At 46.7% G+C, this 21,934-nt stretch carries 18 protein-coding genes; 8 read left to right on the forward strand and 10 right to left on the reverse strand.

Translation table 11 applies throughout. The annotated features are described in order from the left end of the window. Position 1: 1 nt before the first annotated feature. From HXW94_RS03215 to HXW94_RS03245, 7 genes are all read left to right on the forward strand, one after another. Positions 2 to 1,231: a peptidase U32 family protein gene (locus tag HXW94_RS03215; protein ID WP_178365450.1), complete on the forward strand. Its 1,230-nt coding sequence runs from the start codon at positions 2 to 4 to the stop codon at positions 1,229 to 1,231. A gap of 236 nt (positions 1,232 to 1,467) precedes the next feature. Continuing rightward, positions 1,468 to 4,683 carry a hybrid sensor histidine kinase/response regulator gene (locus tag HXW94_RS03220; protein WP_178365451.1) on the forward strand — a complete coding sequence of 1,072 codons (3,216 nt, stop codon included), beginning with the start codon at positions 1,468 to 1,470 and terminating at the stop codon, positions 4,681 to 4,683. 38 nt (positions 4,684 to 4,721) lie between these two features. Further along, a complete protein-coding gene (locus tag HXW94_RS03225; protein ID WP_178365452.1) occupies positions 4,722 to 5,171 on the forward strand; it encodes a chemotaxis protein CheW in 450 nt (149 codons plus the stop codon). Next, positions 5,171 to 6,262 (forward strand): protein-glutamate methylesterase/protein-glutamine glutaminase, encoded by a 1,092-nt coding sequence (locus HXW94_RS03230; protein ID WP_178365453.1) that lies wholly within the window; start codon positions 5,171 to 5,173, stop codon positions 6,260 to 6,262. The genes HXW94_RS03225 and HXW94_RS03230 overlap by 1 nt, the downstream gene beginning before the upstream one ends. A gap of 32 nt (positions 6,263 to 6,294) precedes the next feature. After that, entirely contained in the window at positions 6,295 to 7,137 is an 843-nt protein-coding gene (locus HXW94_RS03235) for a CheR family methyltransferase (protein WP_178365454.1), read from the forward strand. A 15-nt stretch (positions 7,138 to 7,152) separates the two neighbouring features. Next, positions 7,153 to 8,865, forward strand: coding sequence for a HEAT repeat domain-containing protein (locus HXW94_RS03240; protein WP_178365455.1), 1,713 nt, complete (start codon positions 7,153 to 7,155; stop codon positions 8,863 to 8,865). A 3-nt stretch (positions 8,866 to 8,868) separates the two neighbouring features. Beyond that, entirely contained in the window at positions 8,869 to 9,327 is a 459-nt protein-coding gene (locus tag HXW94_RS03245; RefSeq protein ID WP_178365456.1) for an N-acetyltransferase, read from the forward strand. A 110-nt stretch (positions 9,328 to 9,437) separates the two neighbouring features. Here the strand turns inward: HXW94_RS03245 and HXW94_RS03250 are convergent, their stop codons facing one another. The 10 genes from HXW94_RS03250 to lipB all read right to left on the reverse strand — a co-directional run bounded on the left by HXW94_RS03250 (position 9,438) and on the right by lipB (position 21,078). Then, positions 9,438 to 10,493, reverse strand: coding sequence for a hypothetical protein (locus HXW94_RS03250; protein ID WP_178365457.1), 1,056 nt, complete (start codon positions 10,491 to 10,493; stop codon positions 9,438 to 9,440). Positions 10,494 to 10,537: 44 nt separating this feature from the next. Next, positions 10,538 to 11,713 carry a phosphoglycerate kinase gene (locus tag HXW94_RS03255; protein ID WP_178365458.1) on the reverse strand — a complete coding sequence of 392 codons (1,176 nt, stop codon included), beginning with the start codon at positions 11,711 to 11,713 and terminating at the stop codon, positions 10,538 to 10,540. Between the two features lie 8 nt (positions 11,714 to 11,721). Then, positions 11,722 to 11,994, reverse strand: a complete 273-nt coding sequence (locus HXW94_RS03260) for a hypothetical protein (RefSeq protein WP_178365459.1) — start codon at positions 11,992 to 11,994, stop codon at positions 11,722 to 11,724. Next, positions 11,994 to 12,710 carry a RadC family protein gene (gene radC / locus HXW94_RS03265; protein WP_178365460.1) on the reverse strand — a complete coding sequence of 239 codons (717 nt, stop codon included), beginning with the start codon at positions 12,708 to 12,710 and terminating at the stop codon, positions 11,994 to 11,996. The genes HXW94_RS03260 and radC overlap by 1 nt, the downstream gene beginning before the upstream one ends. Next, positions 12,688 to 15,240, reverse strand: coding sequence for a DNA gyrase subunit A (gyrA, locus tag HXW94_RS03270; protein WP_178365461.1), 2,553 nt, complete (start codon positions 15,238 to 15,240; stop codon positions 12,688 to 12,690). The genes radC and gyrA overlap by 23 nt, the downstream gene beginning before the upstream one ends. Positions 15,241 to 15,966: 726 nt before the next feature. After that, positions 15,967 to 16,122, reverse strand: coding sequence for a hypothetical protein (locus HXW94_RS03280; protein ID WP_178365463.1), 156 nt, complete (start codon positions 16,120 to 16,122; stop codon positions 15,967 to 15,969). Between the two features lie 125 nt (positions 16,123 to 16,247). Next, positions 16,248 to 17,726: a ribosome biogenesis GTPase Der gene (gene der, locus HXW94_RS03285; RefSeq protein WP_178365464.1), complete on the reverse strand. Its 1,479-nt coding sequence runs from the start codon at positions 17,724 to 17,726 to the stop codon at positions 16,248 to 16,250. A 315-nt stretch (positions 17,727 to 18,041) separates the two neighbouring features. Further along, complete coding sequence (locus tag HXW94_RS03290) at positions 18,042 to 19,328, reverse strand: diguanylate cyclase domain-containing protein (RefSeq protein WP_178365465.1); 1,287 nt, start codon at positions 19,326 to 19,328, stop codon at positions 18,042 to 18,044. A 140-nt stretch (positions 19,329 to 19,468) separates the two neighbouring features. After that, on the reverse strand, positions 19,469 to 20,380 hold the full coding sequence (gene lipA / locus HXW94_RS03295; protein WP_178365466.1) for a lipoyl synthase: 912 nt from the start codon (positions 20,378 to 20,380) through the stop codon (positions 19,469 to 19,471). Next, on the reverse strand, positions 20,377 to 21,078 hold the full coding sequence (gene lipB, locus HXW94_RS03300) for a lipoyl(octanoyl) transferase LipB (RefSeq protein ID WP_178365467.1): 702 nt from the start codon (positions 21,076 to 21,078) through the stop codon (positions 20,377 to 20,379). The genes lipA and lipB overlap by 4 nt, the downstream gene beginning before the upstream one ends. 375 nt (positions 21,079 to 21,453) lie before the next feature. On the opposite strand from lipB, the gene HXW94_RS03305 reads away from it, so the two are divergent. Continuing rightward, positions 21,454 to 21,933: a cupin domain-containing protein gene (locus HXW94_RS03305; RefSeq protein ID WP_246293708.1), complete on the forward strand. Its 480-nt coding sequence runs from the start codon at positions 21,454 to 21,456 to the stop codon at positions 21,931 to 21,933. Position 21,934 lies beyond the last annotated feature (1 nt).

The following is a 21,934-nucleotide window of genomic DNA, read 5'->3' on the forward strand; positions in this document are numbered from 1 at the left end:
AATGCCGGATGTTTTAAAAAAACCTGAGTTACTTGCGCCGGCGGGTAACTTTGAAAAACTTGAAATTGCAGTCCATTACGGGGCAGACGCTGTCTATTTGGGTGGCAAAGATTTCAGCCTGAGGAATTTTTCGGGCAATTTTACCGACAGCGAACTTGAAGATGCGATAAAATTTGCCGAAAAGCACCACGTCAAAGTATATCTTACCTGCAACATATACTCCCGCAACCACGAGCAGGACAGTATCGAAGCCTTCCTGGAAAGAATAGGCAATATCGGACCCCATGCCATTATCATTTCAGACCCGGGCATTATTCTAAAGGCCAGAGAAATTGTCCCTCATATTGACATCCATTTAAGCACCCAGGCCAATACCACAAATTTTAATGCAGTTATTTTCTGGGAACAGCAAGGCGTTAAACGAATAAACCTGGCAAGGGAATTATCCATTGAAGAGATAAAAACCATTATATCACGCACAACAATCCAGACCGAAACCTTTGTCCACGGCGCCATGTGCATGTCTTATTCGGGCAGGTGTCTTTTGAGCAATTTTTTAAGCGGGCGGGACAGCAACAGAGGCCTGTGCAGCCATCCCTGCCGCTGGAATTACGCGGTCATGGAAGAACTCCGGCCCAATGAATACTACCCTGTCCAGGAAGACAGCCGCGGCACCTACATCTTTAACTCCAAGGATATGTGCCTGATAGATCACATTCCCGAATTAATCCATGCCGGAATTTCCGCCTTTAAAATAGAGGGCAGGATGAAAGGAATAAATTACCTGGGTTCTGTGGTAAAAACATATCGCAACGCCATTGACGCATATATCACAGAACCGGATTTGTATTCCGTGCGTCCGGAATGGCATTCAGAGCTATACCAGGTCTATCACCGGGCTTATTGCACCGGGTTCTATTTCGGTCATCCGGATAATGAATCAAAAAACACCTTGAATCCCGGCAACATGCACAAAGGAAAGATTCACAGTTTCATAGGTAAAATCATTGAACGTCGTGGAGAAGATTTATATTTGTTCAATGTTAGAAACAAGCTGGTTCCTGGTGACAACATAGAGGTCCTCAGTCCCCAGGGGCCTGCACGGCAAACCAAAGTATTAGCACTGATGAATGAAAAAGGCGAACCCGTGGATAATGCCAAACCCAATAGCCGCCTGCTGATCCGAATATCTTTAAAGGCCTATCACAACGATATCATTCGCAAAATATGAATCGATCATCGACTATGAGATTCTTGTTAATAACAGCCAGGCGCTGATCCGGATATATAAACCGTCAGGCGCACCCGAAACAATATATACAATCAATTCAAAAACTTATATTGACTTTTATATAAAACCGCAATAACATCTTAAATTTGACTTTTCATCATATATTCTGTAGATATATTTTCATATTAAATGTTTGAAATCATTTCCATGACATTCTTTCAGGAGTTTTATTTAATATGTTTGAAGACGACGAAACCCTACAGATGTATATTGAAGAGTCGCTGGATCACCTGGCAGACATTGAAAGCGATTTGCTGACAATTGAAGAAGGCGGCGCAAATATTGATATAGATCTGGTCAACAATGTTTTCAGGGCAGCCCATTCCGTCAAAGGCGGTGCTGGATTCATGGGGCTGACAACCATTAAAAACCTTGCACACCATCTTGAAAATGTATTAGGGATGATTCGAAACAGAGAACTGATCCCTGATTCTAAAAAAATCAGCATATTGCTCAAAGGCTTTGACGAACTTGAAAGTTTATTGAACAATATTCAAACTAGCAATGACATTGATATTTCCGCCCATATCCAGGCCTTGGAAAATATAACCAGTGCGTCCGCACCTGAACCTGCCCAGCAGGAAACAATACAACAAGAGGAACAGGAAGCGGGACAGATAGAAGCGCTTGCAGATATTGCACTCCAGGACGGTAGAAAATTTCAGCAGGTGGCGCTTAAAGGAATTGAAACCAGCAAAGCTGAAGGCAAAAATATATTCCTTGTTGAATATGACCTGATTGGCGATTTTCAACAGCAATCCAAAAATCCCATGGCGGTTTTAAACAATCTGTGTAAAACCGGTACCCTTATTGAAACCAGGATTGATATTACTGGTGCCGGTACCCTCAGCGACCCAGGTATGCCCGGAAAAATTCCTTTCCAGATACTGCTTGCCTCTATTATTGAATATGATATGGCTGAGACACTATTTGGTGTCGCAAATCAATGTATCCACATCATTACAGATGATATGATCAGCGCCATAGCAGGCCGCGCCGATGAAATCCCGCCACCGTTGCCACAACCTATTGAAACCGTAGAAGCAACGCCCCAACCGGCAGTGGCAGTCCACCCCGTTCCTGTAAACACACCCGCACCTGCAAGTGAAAAACAGCCGGACAAACCGGCAATCATGGAAACACCTGTGGCCAAAGCCCAGGAAAAAGATGGCACCACAGGCGGTAAAACCCAGAGCTCTTTGCGTGTTAATGTGGGGTTGTTAGACACATTGATGAACCTTGCCGGAGAACTTGTACTCAGCAGAAACCAGCTTCTTCAGGGGGTCAACTCGTCTAACGTAAAGGCAACAGAGTTGTCCAGCCAGCGAATTGACATGATTACATCAGAACTCCAGGAAGCAATCATGCGTACGCGGATGCAACCCATTGCCAATATTCTGAACAAATTTACCCGGGTGGTCAGGGATTTGTCCCACCAGTTAGGAAAATCCATAGAGCTGGAAATCGAAGGCAAGGATGTTGAATTGGACAAAACCATCCTGGAATCCATCAATGATCCGTTGACCCACCTTGTAAGAAACTCTGTCGACCATGGTATTGAGACACCCATGGAACGAGAACAGATGGGCAAAAAGGGCACGGGAAAAATTATTTTAAAGGCATTCCACGATGCAGGTCAGGTGAATATTGTCATCTCAGACGATGGCCGGGGACTGGATCCTGATAAAATATCTTCATCTGCCATTGCAAAAGGCCTGATATCCGAATCTCGGGTTGAGGAAATGTCGGACAAACAAAAAACAGAACTGATTTTTCTACCGGGATTTTCAACTGCCAAAGAAGTCACGGATGTGTCCGGCCGGGGCGTAGGCATGGATGTAGTGGTCACAAACATTGAGGCGTTAGGCGGAATCATAGAACTTGACTCAACCCCCGGACAGGGAACGGATATTCAAATCAAGCTGCCTTTAACCCTGGCCATTATTCCCAGTCAGATCACCTCTGTGGGCAATGAACGCTATGCTGTTCCCCAGGTCAACCTTAACGAACTGCTTAGAATTCCGGCAAGTCAGATCAAGGAAAAAATCGAAAAAGTTGGGGATGCGGATGTTGTCCGGCTCAGAGGAGAACTGCTTCCCCTTTTGAACCTGGCGGACATGCTCGGCATACAGCGTACATTTGTTGATCCGGAAACCGGTGAAGAACGCGAAGAACGTAGAGCCAGGATCTCTGACCGCAGATCAAAGGTTCACATCCCCGGAGAAAGTTCTAATCTTAAAGAGCAAGCCAAAGAGGAAACTAAAAGAGCCAAAAGCGATCGTCGTTATCATGCCTCATCTGCGATCAATATTGCGGTTGTATCTGCCGGGGCATTCAAATACGGCCTTGTGGTGGATCAACTCCATGATTCCGAGGAAATCGTTGTTAAACCTGTGGGGCGGCATTTAAAGAAATGCACAGCCTATGCCGGTGCCACGATTATGGGTGACGGTAAGGTTGCGTTAATCCTTGACATCTCCAATCTTGCCCAAATGGCGGAACTTTCCGCCGTTGCAGAAGCCGGCCGGAATGCAGCCAAAACCGCAGAGGAAGAAGCGGCGGCCAGAGCAGATAAAGTCGCGCTACTGACATTCAAAAACAATGAAAAAGAACATTTTGCCGCGCCGTTAAGCATTGTGGAACGTATTGAACGTATCAAGACATCCGATATTGAACAAATCGGCGACCTCAAGGTTGTCCAGTACCGCGGTGGCTCCCTGCCCCTATATGAACTATCCCAGGTGGCAAACGTGGAACAACTGCCGGAAAGGGACCAGCGGGAAGTTATTGTCTTCAAGGTTAAAGACCGGGAAATAGGCCTTATGGTTACCCCGCCGGTGGATGCCCAGGAAGTTGTGCTGAACGTTGACAGCGCCACCCTGAAGCAACCAGCTGTCAGCGGCTCCATGATTATCAACAATCACACCACATTACTGGTGGATATTTTTGAACTGGTTAAAACGTTGAACCCGGAATGGTTTGATGCCGAGGCCCAAGCTGCCGCAACCATGGCCGAAGACGGGGAAAAAATTCTTCTGTTTGCTGAAGACTCAGCCTTTTTTAGAAATCAGGTCAAACAGTTCATGGTCGAGGATGGCTTCAAGGTTATTGAAGCGGAAGACGGGCTGATTGCCTGGGAGCTGTTAAAAGAACGTGTCGAAGAAATTGACCTGGTTGTAACGGATCTGGAAATGCCCAATATGGACGGATTTGAATTGACCAAGCGGATTAAAAGTGACCCCAGCTACTCTCATCTCGGGGTTATTGCCTTGACATCCCTTGCCAGTGAAGCACATATTGAAAAGGGCAAATCTGTGGGAATTGACGAATATGAGATTAAACTTGACAGGGAAAAATTGATGGCTGTTATCAGACAACATACGAATTTATAAAACGTCCATAAAGTACAACCCGTTAAGGAGAGATTCACATGGAAAAAACGACCAAAGAGACCACATCCAATGACATAGAGTTTTCCACATTCTATGTTGGCGGGGCTATTTGTGGTATCGACATATTAAATATCCAGGAAATCAATAAACATTTTGAAATTACACAGGTCCCCCAGTCCGCTGAATACGTCAAAGGCATATTGAATCTTAGGGGCAGAATTGTAACCATTATTGATCTTGGCAAAAAACTGGGGCTGGCCCCGGTCGCCCCAAGCAAAGACAACCGTAACATCATTGTCAATTCCGACGATGAGCATATCGGCCTACTGGTGGATGCCATTTCCGATGTGGTCATCACCCAGAAAGAGAATATAGAGTCGGCCCCTTCAAATATCGGTAATATCAAAGGCAAATATTTCCAGGGCGTTTTAAAAACAAAAGATCAGTTGATCGGCATTCTCGATATTGATGAGGTGCTCAAAGAATAATGAACACCATCAAAGCGCTTGTTGTTGATGATACGATTGTTTACCGAAAAATTGTTGGCGACGCCCTCAAGCAGATGCCCGGCATTGAAGTGGTAGGTACTGCCAATAACGGAAAAATTGCCCTTTCAAAAATTAAAACCCTTAAACCGGATCTGATGACCCTGGATATTGAAATGCCTGAAATGAACGGCATTGAGCTTCTCCAGGCACTTCAAAATATGGATAATCCGCCCTTGGTGATCATGGTCTCCACCCTGACTCACCAGGGCGGTGAGCTGACGCTGCAGGCTCTGGAACTTGGTGCATTTGACGTTCTGCCAAAACCTGAAGACGGCAAAATGGCAGAGAATATGCGCAAGGTCCAAAAAACCCTTGAGCCGATCGTACGCCATGTTAAACGCCATAAACTTGGAAGAATTGATCGCACAATTAGACCCAAACCTCCGGCGTCGGCAAAAGATAGGGATCGGCAGATTATCCATCGGCCGGCACAGGTCAGTCGACCAGGCATCAGGTCAAAATCTGAAATCATAGGCATCGGCATATCAACCGGCGGGCCAAATGCATTGACAAAAATGATACCCATGCTGCCCAAGGATCTCAAGGTACCGATTCTCATTGTGCAGCATATGCCCCCGGTATTTACGGCATCCCTTGCCGACAGCCTGAATAAAAAATCAGCCCTTGACGTTGTAGAGGCCACGGATGGAGATACAATTAAATCCGGAAAAATCTTTATTGCGCCCGGGGGCAAACAGATGAAGATTGTTGCAGGGGCAGATGGTTTGACCCGAAAAATAAAAATCACGGATGATCCACCTGAAAACTCGTGCAAACCCTCGGCAGATTACCTGTTTCGCTCCATTGCTCAGCATTATATTGGAAGAGCCACAGGCGTCATCATGACCGGCATGGGCTCTGACGGCTTCAAAGGGCTTGTTCAAATGAAAAATAACGGCAGTGTTATTATTGCCCAGGATAAAAACACATGCACCGTTTACGGTATGCCCAAAGAACCCACAGAATCCGGGATCGTCGATGTCATTGCACCATTGGAAAAAATTGCAGCTGAAATCGTAAAAACCGTTTAACCGGCAACCCAGACGGTACCGACACCATACTTATGAGAAAAATCAAAGTAACTCCGGAAGAATTTAAAGCCTTTGCCAAATATATCCTGGATATATCAGGAATTTTTCTGGATGTAGGAAAAGAATACCTTCTGGAAACCAGACTTAATCCACTGCTTTCCAAATACCAATGTACCTCATATTCGGATTTGATGAAAAAATCCAAACACGATTTTAACAAAACACTTGAAGATGAAATTATTGATGCCATTTCCACGAATGAAACCTATTTTTTCAGGGATAAAACGCCCTTTAAACTTCTCCAACATAAAATACTGCCGGACCTGATTGATAAACGATCGAAAAAAAACTTCGGCAAACCGACCATACGGATATGGAGTGCGGCCAATTCAACGGGACAGGAAATATATAGTCTTGCCATGACCATGATTGAAATGGGCGTAACCCTTGATAAGTACAATATCAAACTGCTTGGTACGGATATCTCCGATGCAGCCATTGCCAAGGCAAGTTACGGGGTTTATAATAAATTTGAAGTAGCGCGCGGACTTGAGCCTGGACGGCTTAACAGGTTCTTTCAACCGATGGCCGATAAATATAAGGTTAAAGACGAGCTTCGGGCCATGGTTCAGTTCAAAAAGATGAACCTGATGAAACCGTTTATCGGTATTGGAAAATATGATATCGTTCTTTGCCGGAATGTGATGATCTATTTCACCACTGAGGATCGCCGAAAAATTTATTCTAATATTTCAAAAGTCATGGAACCGGACGGGTACCTTTTGATCGGTTCCACAGAATCCCTGATCAATGATACAGACCTTTTTTCATCTTTCAGATATTTAAACTCGGTATTTTACCGCTTTAAGCGTTAACGGAGCCAAATATTTATGGGTAGGATTAATTCACAAGACTTCATTAATGAACTGATTTTCTGTCTCAACGCAAAAGATACGGTTAAAGCCAAGGCCCTGCTTCAATTCGCATCAGACGCCAACGTTGATGTCCAGGTGCAGAAACAGGCCCTTGCCGAACTGGCAAAAGGCCCTGAAAACGTTGTTTTTCCTCTGCTTGAATACCTCACCAAAATAGAAATTTCGAACACGGCGGTCCAGGAAAACCTGTATGATTTAATTTTGGACAAAGCATACGGCAATACCAATCTGGTCACAGAATATATAACCAGCAACGAAAAAAAAACCCGGATTCAATTTATCCGGGCGGCCGGCGATCTGTTCCTTGAAGAAACCATCCCGGTTCTGATCCAGGTGGTACAGAGCGAAACAGATCCGGAAATCATTACACCTGCCATTAATTCACTTGCCGCATTCCGTAAACCCGAACATCTTGAACTTTTTTCTTCGTTTACCACACATTCAAACCCCGACATCATCAGAGCAGCCATTTTCGCCATTGGCGCCCTATCTAATCCTCAAGCAGCAGATACCCTGATAAGCTTTTTATGCGAAGATGAAACCGTAAACAAACTTGTTGTCCAGGCCCTGGCAGAAAAGCAGGATCTCTATGATCTGGAAAAAATAACGCATCTGTTATCGTCCCCTGTCACCATTATCAGGGACACGGCCATTGATGAGCTTATAAACATGGGGAAAAAGGCCACACCGCTTCTTACCAAGGCTTTCCAAAATGCAGAAGCCGACTATATGGTACACCTGATCACCACCCTTGGTTATATAAAGGATCAGGCTGCCATTCCCGCAATCATGAACATCATTAATACCCAACCCAAGGATGCCAACATCCGCCAGGCCGCTTACGAAGCCATGGAACGTATTCCTTCACCGCGTACAGCCATCTGCCTGGTTCAGGGCCTTCAGGATCCGGAAGAATCCGTACGCATGAGTGCTGCCCGGGCCGTTGATAAAAATCTGTCAAAACCATTGGTCGCTGGATTAAAAAATATTATCCGGGAAAAATCCCCCGAAGCGATGTCAACTGTGGAGACACTCATAGATACAAATGCAACCAATATTTTCAATTTCCTAGTGGATGAAGAATCCTTCAGGGAACTTGCCGAAACACATATTGCCGAAAAAGCATCGCCTTCCACCCGCAAGGCCTTCATAAAAAACATGGCCGCCATTGGTCAGGTTGAATTTGCCAAAACAGTTGCCGCCAACATCACCGGAACGAATCAGGCAGAATCGTCGTCTTCAATGAAAATTGTGGTGGTGGATGATTCAAAAATGATGCTCAAGCTCTACCAAAACAAATTGTCACTTTTAGGACTTGCCTGTGAAATCTTTCACCGCCCGGAAGATGCATTGAAGCGGATACGCTCCCAAAAAACAGACCTCGTTATTACGGATTTGAACATGCCCAATATCAGTGGGCTGGAACTCACCACGGAAATAAGGCGTAAATTTACCCGAACGGATCTGCCCATTCTGATGATCACCACCCAAAGTGATTTTGTAGAAGAAAAACAAGGGGATGTAGATGTCAACGAGTCCCTTTTGAAAAAGTCCGGCATCAATAAAATCCTTCACAAACCCTTTAATGACACTGAGTTTAAAGAATCCGTATTTAAACTGCTATCCACCGGATCTAATGAAAAAGAATCCCATAAAACGGGAGTTTAGCCCATGATAAGAAAAGCACTCATTGATGATGTTGCCCCAATCCATGCCCTGCTTAAATTTTACGCCGATAAAGGAGAACTTTTAGCTCGCTCTTTAAGCAATCTTTACGACCATTTACGCGATTTCTGGGTATATGAGGATGAAGATACCGGCATAATAACAGGATGTGCCGCTTTGGCCTTTTGCTGGGAAGATATCGCGGAAATCCGCTCCGTTGCCGTAAAACAAGAATACAATGGCCGGGGGATCGGATCGGCCCTTACAGAACGCTGTATCCAGGAAGCATTCTATTTTAAATTAAAAACCTTGTTTGCGCTGACCTACCGCCCGGAGTTTTTTGCCCGTTTCGGATTTGAAATAACGGATAAAACCAATCTGCCCATGGTCAAAATATGGGCAGGTTGCCTGGACTGTGTTAAATTTCCGGATTGTGATGAAATCGCCATGACAAAAAAATTGTAGCCGATTCATGAACTTAGCGCCCTTCGGGCGGGTTGTTAGGTGCTGGGTGCTGGGTACTGGGAAATGGAAATTCCGATACTCTCAAGTTTTAAACAAGCCCACGCCCAAGTTCAAGTATACACCATCTTGCAGGGAATGGGCGCATATTTTGAAACGGAGGGCTTGGGAAGAATATGCTCTTCGGCCACGGTGAGCCAGTTATTATCCGGATTCAGCTCCCGAAGGCGCCCGCCTTCGGATGGCAGGGCATGGCTGGTGTAATCATACCAGACATTGAAAATGCAGATATAAAATTTGCCCTGGCGGGCCACCACATAATTATTGGTAAACGTACTCTGGGGAATACCTATCTGCTGGGACAACTCCTTGACTTGGTCAACCACAAGCTTTACCAGGACAGACTTTGATACGCCTTTTTCATCTAAGCGCAGCAGGCTTCGTGATTCGCTGGAGGCAACATACACCGTTGTAATCGAGTCAAGCTGCCGAAAATACTGGGCAGCGACAATGGCAGCCGTCCTTCGGCCACCGGCCAACACAGGTATCCCATAATATTCAAACAATTTTTTTTGCATATTCTCAGCGTAACAATCCCCCTTCTCGTACAGATCTTTGGAGATATAACGTAAAAATTTGGCAAGATCTTCCGATGCATCAGCAATGGGCCAATCCACCCTGACGTGAAAATGGGTCAAGGCGTACTGGGGCTTGAGTCGCTGGTTGGGCTGGATTAAAATGGCATAATCAACCGGGAGCAGATTTTTAAGAAGAGAAAAAAAACCGTCGGACTCAAAACATTTTATGTTCCGGTTGTAATTTTCAAGATCAGGAAAATCTTTAAGCCCGAGCAGATTGGTTTTCGTAGTTTTATTGACGTCAAAAAATCGGATATACTTTTTGTGGATTTTATCAATATAATCTTCACAGAAAATGATCAGAAAGGAATTTTGTGCTTCAAATTCCACGGAAGGAATGCGTGCCCGGGGTTTGAGTTCCCTTAACTCAACAAAGGGATAAGGGGTCCGCAGTTTTAAAAAATTATTGTAGGACCCCACAAGGCTGTAGTCCAGGACAAACTGATCCAGGTCATCTCTTAATACCTGGTAATAGGATCGACGCAGCCGGTCCTCCTTGCTCAGCGCATGCCGTAATTTGCAAAATTTCACCCCACGTTAATCCTTTCTGGTTTGACTCGATCATCACGTTTGAACTATTCCAGGGCAGCCACGCCGGGCAGCACTTTCCCTTCCATCATGTGCAGAAAAGCCCCCCCCCCTGTAGATATATAGCTGACCTTTTGCGTAATCCCGCATTGCTTGGCGGCAAGGCCCGTATCACCACCGCCCACAACAGAAAAAGCGGAAGACAGGGCAATGGCATCGGCCAGGGTCCGGGTACCTGCAGCAAACCGATCCATTTCAAACACGCCCATAGGGCCGTTCCACACAATGGTACCGGCACCGGCAATGGCATTGGCAAAATTTTTTGCACTTTCAGGACCAATATCCAGGGCCATCCAGCCATCCGGAATCTCATCCGGAAAAACGGTGCGTGATTCGGCATCTTTATCAAAACGATCCGCAACAACCAGGTCTACGGGTAAACGCAGGTCAATGCCGTTTTCCTTTGCATGGGCCATGATATCCGAAGCAGTCTTGATTAAATCCGTTTCAATCATAGATCCTTTGGTATCCACGCCATTTGCCGCAAGAAAGGTATTGGCCATGGCACCACCGATAATCATACAATCCACAAACTTGAGCATATTTTCAAGGGCAGCCAGTTTGCTGGAAACTTTTGCGCCGCCAATGACAACGACCAGCGGCCTTTTCGGATTTTCTACGGAATCGTAATATGAACGTACCTCTTTTTCAAGCAGAAAACCGGCTGCCGACAATTTCGCATACATGGTAATACCGGTAACTGATGCCTGGTCCCGATGGGATACGGCAAAGGCATTGTTCACATAAACATCACAAAGATCGGCAAGGGCTTTTGCAAATTCAGGATCGTTTTTCTTTTCCTCATCATAAAATCTTAAATTTTCAAGCATAAGGATCTGACCGGGTTCAAGGGCTTCCACCTGCGTTTTCACCGCATCCCCAATGCAATCATCGGCAAATGCCACAGGCATATTTAAAAGCTCCGAAAGTCTTACCGCTGCCGGCTTAAGGCTGAATTTTTCGTCCCGGCCACCTTTGGGACGGCCCAGGTGGGAGGCCAGGACCAGTTTGGCCTTTTTTTCAATTAAATAGCGAATCAGTTCCAGGGTGGCCCGGATCCGGTTGTCATCAGTAATATTCCCCTGATCATCCATGGGCAGATTATAGTCCACCCGGATAAAAAGGGTTTTACCCGTTACGTCTATGTCTCGAACCGATTTCATGCCTCCTCCTATTTTTTCATTTTAAGGCCACGCCGGTGTGCCTGTTTTTTTCTGGACCAGCGTTCAAAAAAAGAGATGCCCCCGGCTTTTGTGGAACGTTCAAGGACCTCTTCTTCAATCTGAATTCCATCCTTTGTGGCCAGGGCCTGTTGAAGGCACTTTGTTTTCACAGGACAATGGTAAAAACAGTGTTCCGGGGTTTCACGCAACCCATTGGGTCCCATGGGAAACACTTTTTCAAGATCCCCAAAGCAGTCGGGAAAATCGTCTTTGTCTGTCATTAAATCTGTTCAAACTCCTTTTGAAACTGCGCCATTACCCCCTGGGCGGCAAAACTGTAATACCCCTGGCTGCCTGTGACAAGATGGTCGTGGATTTGAATACCCGCAAATGCCAGAGCAAAAAACAGGGTCCGGGTAATACGGACATCCTGGGCTGAGGGGGTAATATCCCCGGACGGGTGATTGTGCGCTAAAACCACTGAAGCCGCATTGTGTGCCAGACTGCGTGCAATCACTTCCCGCGGATAGACAGCCGAGGCTGAAAGGGTCCCGGTAAAAAGGACCTCGGATGCGATAACCCTGTTCTTGGCATCCAGAAATATCCCTAAAAAATGCTCTTTGTTTTTGTAACCAATGATCTGGTTTAAATATGCAATCAGACTTTCGGGATTACTCACCACATCCATCTTAATTATCCGGGTTTCAAGATACCGGTCTGCCACAGCCTTAATCAGATGAATTCCGAAGCTGTTGGCAGGCCCGACCCCCTTAACCTGACAAAGGGCCTGAGTATCCGCCTCCAGCACCCGGGGCAGGGTTTTAAACTCAGCTAAAAGATCTTTGGCTGCCTGCTTGGTATCCTTTCGCGGGGTATTCAGGGCCAAAAGCAGTTCCAGAACCTCATAGTCATGAAACCCTGACAAGCCGGCCCGAAGAAAGCGTTCCCTCAGGCGTTGGCGATGTCCGGCACCCTTATGCGTCGTCTCCCGGGCCATCTATCGGGTCTTCCGTATCAAGTTCTTCGGGATTCATATCCATTTCCCGGTCATCTATCGTGTCGGCATCATTACCATCCGGATGAAAACATGTGTTCTCATCATCAGGGTGATGTTCCTCTTTAGGCAGTCGTGCAATGCCGATAAGCTTTTCCCCATTGGCCAAGTTAATGAGTTTGACCCCCTGGGTATTTCTGGAAATCACTTTGATCCCGCAGATATCGGTACGGATCAGTTTTCCCTTATCCGTAATCATCATCAACTCATCATTATCCCCCACCAGGGAAAGGGCCATCATTTTACCATTGCGCTCGGACGTTTTAATGGAAAAGACCCCTTTGCCGCCCCGGGTCTGGGTTCTGTAATCCTCAATGTAAGAACGCTTACCATAACCGTTTTCCGTAACCGTTAAAAGCGTATCCTCATCTCCAAGCACTTCCATACCTACCAACCGGCCCCCCTCTTCCAAACGCATACCCCGCACGCCCATGGAACCGCGCCCCACATCACGGACATCTTCTTCATTAAACCGGATCACCTTCCCGCCTTCGGATCCCAAAAAAATCTCCTGGGTGCCATCGGTGATGCGTGCGGCAATGAGTTCATCATCGTCAGCCAGCTTCACCCCGATAAGGCCCCCTGACCGAGGACGTGAATACGCCATCAACTCGGTCTTTTTCACCCGGCCGTTTTTGGTGGCCATGACCACATATCGATTCTCTGAAAATTCATCCACGGTGAGTACGGTGGCAAGTTTTTCACCTTCATCAAAATTAAGCAGGTTCACAATGGCTTTACCAAGGGAGGAGCGGCCTGCCATGGGCAGTTCATACACTTTAGCCTGATACACCTTGCCGAAATTGGTAATAAACAAAAACGTGGCATGGGTGGAGGCCACAAAAAGATGTTCCACAAAATCGTCGGTTTTGGTTCCCATGGCGGTTTTGCCTTTACCCCCCCGGTGCTGGCTGGTATAAAGGGTCACGGGATTACGCTTAATATATCCGCTGCGGGTCACCGTGACCACCATGTCTTCTTCGGCAATCAGATCTTCAATGGAAATTTCAGCCGTACTCTCCAGGATACGGGTGCGGCGTGCATCCCCGAACTCATCATTGAGTTCGGTCAATTCATCCTTAATCAGTCCCCGGACCACGGTTTCCGAGCCAAGGATCTCCTTGAACCAGGCAATATCCTTGAGCAGGGCCTGGTATTCGGTTTCGATTTTTTCCCGCTCCAGTCCGGTGAGTCGCTGCAGTCGCATATCCAGAATGGCCTGAGCCTGAATTTGTGTCAGGTCAAACCGGGTTATTAAACCGGTTCGGGCCTCTTCGGGTGACTGGGAGGCCCGGATCAGGGCAACGACTTCATCCAAATTATCTAAAGCAATCTTTAACCCTTGCAGAATATGGGCCCGTTCTTCTGCTTTACGTAAATCATAACGGGTGCGCCGGATAATAACGTTGGCCCTGTGGGAAATAAAGTGATTTAAAATTTCTTTAAGAGAAAGCAGCACGGGCCGGTTATTGACCACTGCCAATAAAATGATACCAAAACTGGTCTGCATATTGGTGTGCTTATAAAGCTGATTAATCACCACCTCAGCGATCTGGTCCCGTTTAAGCCCAATGGCCATACGCATACCCTGGCGGTCGGATTCATCCCGAACATAGGAGACGCCGGTAATCACCTTGTCCCGGACCAGCTCGGCGATCTTTTCCACCACCTTGGCTTTATTCACCTGGTAGGGCAGTTCCGTGACCACAATGGTTTCCTGGCCGTTTTTCTTGTTCTCTTCGACTTCGACTTTGGCCCGCAGGGTGATAATGCCCCGGCCGGTGTCATAGGCTTCAAAAATCCCCTTGGTGCCGTAAATATGACCATAGGTGGGAAAATCCGGTCCCGGGATATGGGCCATCAACGCCCTTGTGTCCATATCCGGGGTGTCAATGAGCGCCTTCAACCCCTCAATGACTTCACTGATATTGTGAGGCGGTACATTTGTGGTCATGCCCACGGCGATGCCCGAGGACCCGTTGACCAGCAATGCCGGAAATTTAGTGGGGAGTACCGTAGGTTCTTCTATGGTTTCATCATAATTGGGGATGAATTCCACGGTTTCTTTTTCAAGATCAGCCAGCATCTGGTGGGAGAGCTTGCGCATGCGGATTTCCGTATAACGCATGGCAGCCGGAGAGTCGCCGTCCACCGAGCCGAAATTTCCCTGGCCGTCCACCAGGGTATAGCGCAGGGAGAAGTCCTGGGCCATACGGACAATGGTGTCATACACGGCAGAATCACCGTGGGGATGATATTTACCAATAACATCACCCACGATACGGGCAGATTTTTTATAGGGTTTATTCCAGTCATTGTGAAGCTGCTGCATGGCATATAACACACGACGGTGAACCGGTTTCAACCCATCCCGGACATCAGGCAACGCCCGCCCGATAATGACACTCATGGCATACTCGAGATAGGACTGCTTCATCTCTTTCTCGATACTGGTGCTTTCGTTTTGAATCATCCTAATATTAAATGCTCCCGATTAAATTGATTTCATTTTTTGTTGTGCGTTGAACCTGGGTGTTGATATATCAGATCAGCCCATGGCTGTTACCCGATGATCAAATTTTTGTTAATTTGCCCAAATTCGGTACCGGTTAAAAATTGTTTCCGCCTTAAATTTGAACACCTTCCCCTGCCAGGTTTTAAAGCCCCAGGGCTTCCCTGGAAAGAACACCCACAAAAAATACAACCGGAATAAAGACAACAAAAAAACGGCCGGACAGGTGAGAACCGAAGTTATCCGTGCAGGCATGAATTTAGCCGGCATCCTGAAAACAGGCTGAAAAATACCGGTAATGACGAGACCCAAAAGCAAGCTTGCAAAAAACGGCAAAAAACAGGGCTATCACTTTTCCCACAAGGAAAATGGATGAGCAAAACAAAGTCAGAAAAAAAAAGAACACCGCCCGCTGAAAAAAAATTATGCTTCCAATATTACCTGCCTGGTGATTGAAAAACGAGGTAAGGGCCATGGAAACAATAAAATTTACCACATGGCTTGTCTTTTGAGATTGGTTCCAACGTCGGCCGCTGTAGGTGAGATCCCCGTGCCTGCCCTAACGCAGGCAATCACAGAGGATTGCCCCTACAAACAATGGCCGACAATCAAACCCTGCCTTTTTATCCGTGCGCGTTATGCGCGCGTTGTCCCGCCTTGAATACGAATAAAAATTCGGCGCGCTGCCTAACTGCTGATAAATCCCAGGGCAGCCAGCAGCAGCAATACTTCCCAGATAATAACCTGGGTAAAACTTCCAAAGAAATGGTATACAATGCCGCCGCCTACGATGGCAGGAACGGCCGTGTATATCAATATCCCAAGTTTGCGTGGAATATCCATGTTTTTACACCTCTTTTTTCAATTCAATTCCAATCAGTTATCGACAATATCAATTTATTCGTTTACCATTTTAGGGGGGGTAAGTAAAGGATAAAGAACACCGTCAGTTGTCCACGGCAGCCTTTTTATTTCAACAATGCGTTTTTTTGATCCCGTTCGCGTTTCTTACGGCTTTGTTCTTTGCGCTGCTTACCCCGCTTTGTCATGACCTTCTTTTTCTTTTCCTGGATTCGCCTGAACGCCTTGGTATTGCCGGAAAATTCAATTTTACCGGTTTTTTCCCTGAAATACAGTTTAACAGGGGTCAACGTCAAAGGGATCATCTGGCGCAGCTGGTTGACCAGATAGCGCTTGTAAGAAAAGTGTACGGCGTCGGGGTAGTTGACAAAACAGACAAAGGTTGGTGGTTTCACCGCCACCTGGGACGCATAAAAAAACTTGATGCGGCGCCCTTTGTGAAGGGATGGCTCATCTCGGTACACGGCGTCTTCAATGATCCGGTTGACCATACCGGTATTGGTTCTATGGCAGTATTGCTTATAAACTTTTTCCACTTCATCAAAAATCCTGTGGCAGCGCTGGCCGGTTTTGGCTGAAATGGTGATGGCCGGGGCAAAGGCCAGGAATCTTGCCTCCTGGCGCAACTCTTTGATAAACGCCTGCTGCCCTTTTTCGGACTTGTCCACAAGGTCCCATTTATTGAGCAGGAAAATGGCCCCGCAGCCTCTTTTTTCCGCATAGCCGGCAATGGTGATGTCCTGGTCTGTGATGCCTTCGGAACAGTCGATGAGAATCAACGCGACATCACAGTCTTCCATACTGTCCAGGGCTTTAAGAATGGAAAATTTTTCAAGTTTATCCGAAACCTTGCCCTTGCGGCGGATACCTGCGGTATCTTTAAGGATGAATTCCCGGCCTTTCCGGTTCACGGACAATTCAATGGCATCCCGGGTGGTGCCGGCCTTATCGTTGACCACCACACGCTTTTCTCCGAAAAGCCGGTTGGCAAGGGAGGATTTCCCCACATTGGGACGCCCGATAATGGCAATGCGGATGGGACCATTGTCATCTTCTTCCGGCTCATCCGATTCCAACGGCACCGGGACATCGGGCAGCAGGGCCACCAGGTCTGAAAGGAAATCCCCTACCCCCAGGCCGTGTTCGGCGGATACCTTGTAAAACCGGTCCACCCCCAGGGTATAGAACTCCCCAAGCCCGTCTTCCTGTCGGTGCAGGCTTTCAACTTTATTAATCAGGTAAAAAACAGGCTTTTCCGTGCGGCGTAAAAGATCGGCAAGATCCCGGTCATAGGGGGAAAGCCCTGCCCGGCCATCCATAATAAACACCAGGACATCGGCCTGATCCACGGCCCGCAACAGCTGTTCCTTGATCTGGGAAGCAAAATAGTCATCATCCGCACTTAAAAAACCACCGGTATCAACCAGGGTAAAGGCTTTATCCTCCCACTGCGCATCGGCATACTGCCGGTCCCGGGTGACACCGGGCATATCATCCACCAGGGCCTGGCGGGATTTTGTAATTCTGTTAAACAATGTGGATTTTCCAACATTGGGGCGGCCCACAAGGGCCACAACCGGTTTCATATTTGTTTCTCCCGGATAAAAAAGGGGTTAAAAAAAAATCAAATCTTTCAAACACACCAGAATTACAGAGAAATCTTGTGAAGGAATTGGGGTCAGAGTAAAATTAAATTAGGGGAAATAGGGAACAGACCACGTTTTTAACACAAAATTTCGGTATTCAAAAGCCATACACTTTTCATTTAATCTTTCTGACAATTCCGGCAAAACAAGCTGCTTTTCCAACTTATTTGGCAGAACTACCTTCCATTTGCATTAGTTTATAGATAGTATTTGGATCGAGCAACTAAAACTTTGAAATTATTGTCCTCAATCGGATCACATCTGCTTGCCAAGACTTTGATTCCGTCCCCCTTCTTTTGCCTCATACAGGGCCTGGTCTGCCATATCAACAAGGGTGTGGGCGGAACAGTGTTCATGGGGAGTGACGGTGGCACCCCCGAGACTTAAGGTCACATGGGGGGCAATCCTGGAGCCCTCATGCGGAACTTCAAGGTTTTCTACTGCTGTTCGGACCCGCTCTGCCACCTCTTTCGCACCTTTCAGATTTGTGTTCGGCAGAATAAGAACAAATTCTTCCCCGCCATATCTTGCTGTAAAATCTTCGGGGCGCAGGACGGATGCCTGGATGGTGCGGGCAACTTTCTTAAGGCATTCATCTCCAGCTTGATGACCATAGGTGTCATTATAAGGTTTAAAAAAATCAATATCGCAGAGGATAACCGACAGCTCTTCTTCTTTTCTTAAATGGCGCTTCCATTCTTTTTCAAGGGTCTCATCAAAGTGCCGTCGGTTGGGGATCTGGGTGAGTCCGTCTATGATGGAAATGATTTTCAGTTTTTGATTTGCCTCCTCCAACGCCTTTTCGGTCCTTACCACCGCACTGATGTTAATGGAAAATCCGTTAAATCCGTTTACCCGGCCTGATTCGTTTCTGGTTACCTTTGCATAGCAGAGGGCCCAAATAAATGAATTGTCTTTACGTTTCAATCGACTTCTGAAGCTGACAATCTGATCTGATTCAAGAATATTAAACATGAATTCTTCAGCTTTTTTCTCATCAAAAAACACCTGCCGGGCAAAATCATGGATCTGGCTTATCGCCGCTTCAGGGGATTCATACCCGAGCATCCAGGCATATTCTGAATTGGCCACGTTAAGTTTGCCGTCCAGACTGACATGGTATATCCCAATGGGCGCACTGTTGCAAAGCTCCTGAATTTCCTGCTCGGATAATGCTTTTAATCCCGGATGTATTTCAGGAGGACTTGACATTTTCTCAACCGTCAGGGCAACGCCCAGTCTTTCTGCCTTCAGACTCTTGATGGGCGTACAGGTAATCTGATAATCGCAGTTTTCACCTGCTTTATCCTGGATTTGAATGGATTGCCTCTCTGTGCGGGTACAATTGAGCAGGGTCTCTTTATCCACAGGAATCAAATTACTTAAATACCGACCCAGGGCCTGATCTTCCGAATAATGAAACAGCCTTTGTGCCGCTGAATTCCAGGATATAATACGAAGGGAAATATCTGTTTCAATATAGGCTATATCGGAGAATTCCAGCAGGTTGCCAAGAGCAAGCACGCGTTCAATGAGTTTCATAATGTTTTCATGCTTATTTTATTCTGCACGTTTATTCCGTACGTATTGATTGTATTGATCGGTCTTTCAATCTAAAAACTGAGTCTATACTACAGGTAAGTCCTCGTGTTAACATGTTGTTTTGATGACATGTTTGCATATTAATCTTCCAATAACGAATCAAATAGTTCCCCGGCCTTGTATGAACTTCTCACAAAGGGACCGGCAGCCACCTGTTCAAATCCGATGTCCCGGGCCATGCGGTCAAGCTGTTCAAATTCTTCCGGACTATAAAATTTTTCCACGGGAAGGTGATCCCTTGTGGGCTGAAGATACTGGCCCACGGTGAGGATATTGCAGCCGTGATCGTACAGATCCTGGAAAGTGGTCCTGATTTCCTCCAGTGTTTCGCCTAAGCCCACCATGATGCCGGATTTGGCCGGCAGGCCGGGAAAACGTTTTTTAACATTTCGAATCAGGTCAAGAGAGCGCTGGTACCGGGCCTGGGGACGCACCCTGGCGTAAAGGCCCTTAACAGTCTCGATATTGTGGTTGATCACGTCCGGTTCTGCTTTGCCTACGGTTTCAAGGGCGTTAACATCTCCCTGGAAATCCGGGATCAGAACCTCCACACGCATGCCGGGGCCGGCCTTTTTAATGGCCTGGATTACATGTGCAAAGTGGGATGCCCCCCCGTCGGGAAGATCGTCTCTTGTTACGGAAGTGACAACCACATAGGTCAATTCCAGTTTGAGTACGGTGTCGGCCACCTTTTGGGGTTCATCGGGATCAACCGGCGTCGGCGTATTTGATGTCACATTGCAGAACCGGCAGTTCCGGGTGCAGTTGGCTCCCAGGATCATAAACGTGGCAGTGTGCTTTGAAAAACATTCAAACATGTTGGGACAGGCCGCTTCCTGGCAGACGGTATGAAGGCCGGCTTCGGATAAAAGCCGGGTAACCCGCTGGTACTCGCCGCCTTTGGGCATGCTTTTTCTCAGCCACCTGGGCTTGCCTTTCCGGATGGCATCGGAAGAACGATTTTCTGTATGGCTGTTGCAAATGGAATTCATTGATTTGGCCTATGTGTGTTAAAATTGAAAATTTCGCAAAAAAATTTGAAAAGCAACTCTTTGACCCGTTCCATGGAAGTGTTCGGGTCAAAGGAAATGTTATGATTTTCCTGTTCAAGAGACGTCATGGATAAGTTTTGGAGACCGCATGGATTGATCCAGGTAAAAGGGGTCAGGTCCGGACAGACATTCAGTGCCAGGCCATGGATGGATATTCCTTTTTTAATAGATATACCCACACTGCCGATTTTCTTCGTCCCTACCCAGAGGCCATGGTTCTGTGGATCTCTTCGGGCCTCTACACCAAAGTGCCGGGCCGTTCTCATCATGATCTCCTCAAGTCCGTGGACAAAGTCGGGCACCCCGATCCTGGATCGCTCCAAGTTAATGATGGGATAGAGTACAGCCTGGCCCGGCCCATGAAAAGTAATGTTTCCGCCCCTCGCGGTCTGGACGATCTCAATCCCTTTTTCGGCCAGAAACCGTTCCGACACCACAAGATTTTCCCGCCCTCCTCTTTTGCCTAAGGTGTAAACCGCCGGATGTTGGACAAAAAGAACCCGGTCGCCAAGGACCGGGTTCTGGATCATCGCTTCCCGGGCAGTGGTCTGAAGATCAAGAACCGAAACATAATCCCGGATACCAAGGTCCTCAAATGCAGCACATCTGTTATCCGCTGAAAGGGCGTGTCCGGTCATGATTTGATCCTTATTTTATATGAAAAAATTTAACCACGGAAATCACAGAAGACACTGAAGATAAAATTCTGTGTGTTCTGTGGTTAAAATATTTTTCATCGTTTGTTGTGTCCGTCAGGACATGGCCATTATATAAAATATACGTTCCGGTTACCACTAATTGCCGGGCAAATCAAGAAATACCTGGTTTGAACCAGCAATTCCAAATATGAAACGTTTCGTTGAAAAACGCGCACAAAAACATCAAGCGCTTATTTGGTTTTTTGATTCTTGGTGCCTTTGAGGCTTTGTGCGAGAATAGGCGTTACTTGATTGTTGAAAAGGATTAGAATGTTTGATACAGCTTTAACAAAAATTAAACGAAAGAATCATCAAATGAATCATCAAATTATAAAAATGAAGCCCATTGATCTCATCGAACATCCGGAAGGCGGCAGGTATCGTGAAGTTTTTAGATCCGCCCACACAGTATCCAAATATGACGGAACCGGCAGACCAGCCGTAACCCATATCTATTTTTCATTAAACCCCGGAGAGATCAGCCGATTTCATAAAGTGACCTCAGATGAAATCTGGCATCTTTATCAGGGAGAAGGTGTCCATTTATTTCTGTGGGCTGAAACAGACTCACCGCCTCAATGTGTGACCTTATCAGCCCGGGAAAACTGTTTTTGCCATGTTGTTCCTGCAGGTACCTGGCAGGCGGCTGCGCCCATTTCAGAAACGGTGCTGGCCGGCTGTTCCGTCGCGCCAGGGTTTGAATTTTCAGATTTTACGCTTATGGCGTACCACTCTCCAGCGGCAGAAAAACTTGTTTCATTGGCCCCGGAACTGGCCGGATATATCGGCATGTAAC

Source organism: Desulfobacter latus, assembly GCF_013389365.1.
In the GTDB taxonomy this organism is placed as follows: Bacteria; Desulfobacterota; Desulfobacteria; order Desulfobacterales; family Desulfobacteraceae; genus Desulfobacter; species Desulfobacter latus.

Coding starts and splice junctions, on each gene's coding strand:
- HXW94_RS03215 (WP_178365450.1), top strand. CDS start 2: ATGCCGGATGTTTTAAAAAAACCTGAGTTACTTGCGCCGGCGGGTAAC.
- HXW94_RS03220 (WP_178365451.1), top strand. CDS start 1,468: ATGTTTGAAGACGACGAAACCCTACAGATGTATATTGAAGAGTCGCTG.
- HXW94_RS03225 (WP_178365452.1), top strand. CDS start 4,722: ATGGAAAAAACGACCAAAGAGACCACATCCAATGACATAGAGTTTTCC.
- HXW94_RS03230 (WP_178365453.1), top strand. CDS start 5,171: ATGAACACCATCAAAGCGCTTGTTGTTGATGATACGATTGTTTACCGA.
- HXW94_RS03235 (WP_178365454.1), top strand. CDS start 6,295: ATGAGAAAAATCAAAGTAACTCCGGAAGAATTTAAAGCCTTTGCCAAA.
- HXW94_RS03240 (WP_178365455.1), top strand. CDS start 7,153: ATGGGTAGGATTAATTCACAAGACTTCATTAATGAACTGATTTTCTGT.
- HXW94_RS03245 (WP_178365456.1), top strand. CDS start 8,869: ATGATAAGAAAAGCACTCATTGATGATGTTGCCCCAATCCATGCCCTG.
- HXW94_RS03255 (WP_178365458.1), bottom strand. CDS start 11,713: ATGAAATCGGTTCGAGACATAGACGTAACGGGTAAAACCCTTTTTATC.
- HXW94_RS03260 (WP_178365459.1), bottom strand. CDS start 11,994: ATGACAGACAAAGACGATTTTCCCGACTGCTTTGGGGATCTTGAAAAA.
- radC (WP_178365460.1), bottom strand. CDS start 12,710: ATGGCCCGGGAGACGACGCATAAGGGTGCCGGACATCGCCAACGCCTG.
- gyrA (WP_178365461.1), bottom strand. CDS start 15,240: ATGATTCAAAACGAAAGCACCAGTATCGAGAAAGAGATGAAGCAGTCC.
- HXW94_RS03280 (WP_178365463.1), bottom strand. CDS start 16,122: ATGGATATTCCACGCAAACTTGGGATATTGATATACACGGCCGTTCCT.
- der (WP_178365464.1), bottom strand. CDS start 17,726: ATGAAACCGGTTGTGGCCCTTGTGGGCCGCCCCAATGTTGGAAAATCC.
- HXW94_RS03290 (WP_178365465.1), bottom strand. CDS start 19,328: ATGAAACTCATTGAACGCGTGCTTGCTCTTGGCAACCTGCTGGAATTC.
- lipA (WP_178365466.1), bottom strand. CDS start 20,380: ATGAATTCCATTTGCAACAGCCATACAGAAAATCGTTCTTCCGATGCC.
- lipB (WP_178365467.1), bottom strand. CDS start 21,078: ATGACCGGACACGCCCTTTCAGCGGATAACAGATGTGCTGCATTTGAG.
- HXW94_RS03305 (WP_246293708.1), top strand. CDS start 21,454: ATGAATCATCAAATTATAAAAATGAAGCCCATTGATCTCATCGAACAT.